Origin of the sequence: Mycobacterium sp. E740, assembly GCF_001672895.1 — a bacterium.
Lineage (GTDB): Bacteria > Actinomycetota > Actinomycetes > Mycobacteriales > Mycobacteriaceae > Mycobacterium.
Window position 1 is genome coordinate 1 of record NZ_LZKP01000190.1, and the last position, 2,646, is coordinate 2,646.

Annotated in this window: 3 protein-coding genes and 1 pseudogene; 3 read left to right on the forward strand and 1 reads right to left on the reverse strand. The window is 66.1% G+C overall.

Annotation, left to right across the window (positions count from 1 at the left end):
- A pseudogene (locus A5663_RS23645) lies at positions 1-220 on the reverse strand (hemolysin III family protein); the annotation flags it as partial.
- Between the two features lie 188 nt (positions 221-408).
- Between A5663_RS23645 and A5663_RS18675 the strand changes: the two are divergent.
- The 3 genes from A5663_RS18675 to A5663_RS18685 form a co-directional block, all read left to right on the forward strand.
- Entirely contained in the window at positions 409-1,080 is a 672-nt protein-coding gene (locus A5663_RS18675) for a response regulator transcription factor (RefSeq protein WP_068152486.1), read from the forward strand.
- A gap of 16 nt (positions 1,081-1,096) precedes the next feature.
- On the forward strand, positions 1,097-1,531 hold the full coding sequence (locus tag A5663_RS18680; RefSeq protein ID WP_231976830.1) for a response regulator transcription factor: 435 nt from the start codon (positions 1,097-1,099) through the stop codon (positions 1,529-1,531).
- A partial coding sequence (locus A5663_RS18685; RefSeq protein ID WP_068152481.1) for a sensor histidine kinase occupies positions 1,513-2,646 on the forward strand: 1,134 nt, incomplete at its 3' end. The genes A5663_RS18680 and A5663_RS18685, both read left to right, overlap by 19 nt.

The following is a 2,646-nucleotide window of genomic DNA, read 5'->3' on the forward strand; positions in this document are numbered from 1 at the left end:
TGGCCCAACCCGCTCTCGGCGATGCCGTCGTCCATGCCACGGTCACCAGCGTCGTGCCCGCCACGATCGCGCCGACGGCCGAACACAGGTGGATGAGGCCGCGCGCCCTGGGCTTTCCGATGAGGTCGGATACAGCGTCCGCGAGCGCGTGTGGGAGATCGTCGACGCCGCTCGGGATGGCTGATGGCGCGAGCGGACCTGGGCCCGATCCCAGTGTCACGTCTGACACGTCGACGATCCACGTTCGGTCAGCAAAGAGTCCCCCATGAGGTGATTCTGTGGCCTCAGTGGCGAATGCGCAATGAACCTTTGCGATCACAACTATCGCCGAGCTTGCGCTTATCGCGCGGTGGCGAGCCGGCCGGGGTGATAATTCGAGAACTCAACCACTGGGGAGTGGCGGGCAACGTGAATGATCAGGTCTCTGTCGTCATCGCAGAGGATTCGTTGCTCGTGCGCGACAGCGTGTCCCGCGCGTTGTCGAGCGATCCCCAGCTGACCGTGGTGGGGGAGGCCGAGGACTACGACTCGGCGGTCGACCTCGTGGCTGAGAAGCAGCCGACGATCCTGCTCACCGACATCCGCATGCCGCCGACGTCGACCGACGAAGGTATCCGGCTGGCGCACTGGGTGCGTGAGGCACATCCGGAAATGGGCGTGATCGTCTTGTCGAACTACGCCGAACCCCGTTACGCGGCAGGCTTGCTGGCGGGCGGCACCGCCGGGCGTGGCTATCTGCTGAAGGAACGGGTGTCACAGTTCGCAGAGCTGCACGACGCCGTGCATCAGGTGGCCCGCGGCGGGACGGTCCTCGACCCGCTGGTGGTCGAGGCGCTGCTCGCTCAACCTCGATCCGCGCCTGCCTTGAGCCGACTCACGGCCAGGGAACGCGAGGTGCTCGGGGAACTCGCCACCGGCTTCTCCAATCGCACTGTGGCGCAACGGCTGGTGCTTTCCCAGCGGGCGGTCGAGAAGCACATCAACTCGATCTTCGCGAAGCTGGAACTGACCGTCGACGACTCGGTGGACAGGCGGGTCAAGGCCGTCCTGATGTTCCTCGACGACCACGGACCGGCCTGATCGTGTGGAAAAGCGTGTGGAAAAGGTGGTGTGTACACCATGGTGCCGGGGCGGTGCGGCCGGGCACGATGGCGCGGTGGCGGAGGAGTGCGTGCGGGTCTGGGTCGTCGACGACCAGGCCGGCTTCCGGCGGGCGACGGCCGCCACGCTCGACGCGACGGACGGCTTCCTGATGGCCGGCGAATGCGAAACCGGTGAGGCGGCGGTCGAAATGATCAGCACCGCCGAGGCGGACCTGGTGTTGATGGACATCCACATGCCGGGAATCGGCGGGATCGAAGCCACGCGTCGGCTTCACGCGGCGCATCCGGGCCTGACGGTGGTGCTCATGTCGACGTACGAGCTCGAAGACCTGCCCGCCGCCGCGTCGGCCTGTGGCGCGACGGGCTACCTGAAAAAGGAGCTCCTCTCTCCTGAGTCATTGAGCCGGATGTGGCAGACAGCGGGCTGAGAACAGCGCAGGCAGACGACTCGGTACCGCACTGGCGGGTACCGCAGGTACTGCTCAACGCGGCGGTTCGGTCGTCGCCTCTGCTGGGCCACGATCTGATCAACCGCTACCGGGCGGAGCGCTTCCAGCTGTTCGTCGGAGGTCACCTCGCGCTGTGGGCGGCGTTCGGTGGAGTGCTCCCGCTCCTGGAGTACGGGTGGATCCTGCGGTCGCACTGGTATCTGGTGCTCGCGGCGATCGGTATCTCGCACTGTGTCGCGCTGGCGTTCGCACTGCGCCTGGCGCAGCGACGCAGTTACGAGAACTCGATAACCCTCGTCTGCGTAGCGACCTGGATCTCGACGACACTCGTGACGTTGGTGTCGCCGCCCCTGCTGCCGGCGATGGCCCTGATCGCGATTGTGCCGGTCGTATTCGCCGAGCCGTACGTCCGATGGCAACGCGGTCTGACTTTCACCGTGGCGACTGCAGGGTGTCTGCTGACGATGACCGCGCTGGCGCGATTCACCGAGATCGCCGACGCAGTGCGCCAGACGCCGCGGTGGGTCGAGACCACGTTCCTCGTTGTCGCGGTGCCGATCAACGCTTTTCACCTTCTCGTCATCGTTTGGAACAACGCGGCGGCGCTACGAACCTCGGAACAGAAGCTGGCCGACCACGCGGCCGAACTGGCAGCGTCTCGCACCCGCTTGATCACCGCCGCAGACGAGGAGCGCCGCCGGATAGAACGCGATCTGCACGACGGCGCTCAGCAGCACCTCGTCGCGCTGTCGGTGCTACTGGGGTTGGCGCGCAACACAAATGACGACAGACACGGCGCCCTGCTCGGTGAGGCGTCCGAACTCGTCGACACCTCGATCGCCGAGATTCGCAGGCTCGCCCACGGAATCTATCCCCCGCTGTTGGTCAGCGGTGGATTGAGTGAAGCGTTGCCGACACTCGGCGCCCACTCGGTGATTCCGGTGCGATTCGAGCTACAGGGACTGGGCCGCTATCCCACCTCGACCGAGGCAGCCCTCTACTACTGCTGCAGCGAAGCACTACAGAACGCTGCCAAGCACGGCGGCCCGGGTACCACGGTGACCGTGACCGCCCGTGCCGACGATCAGGCGGTC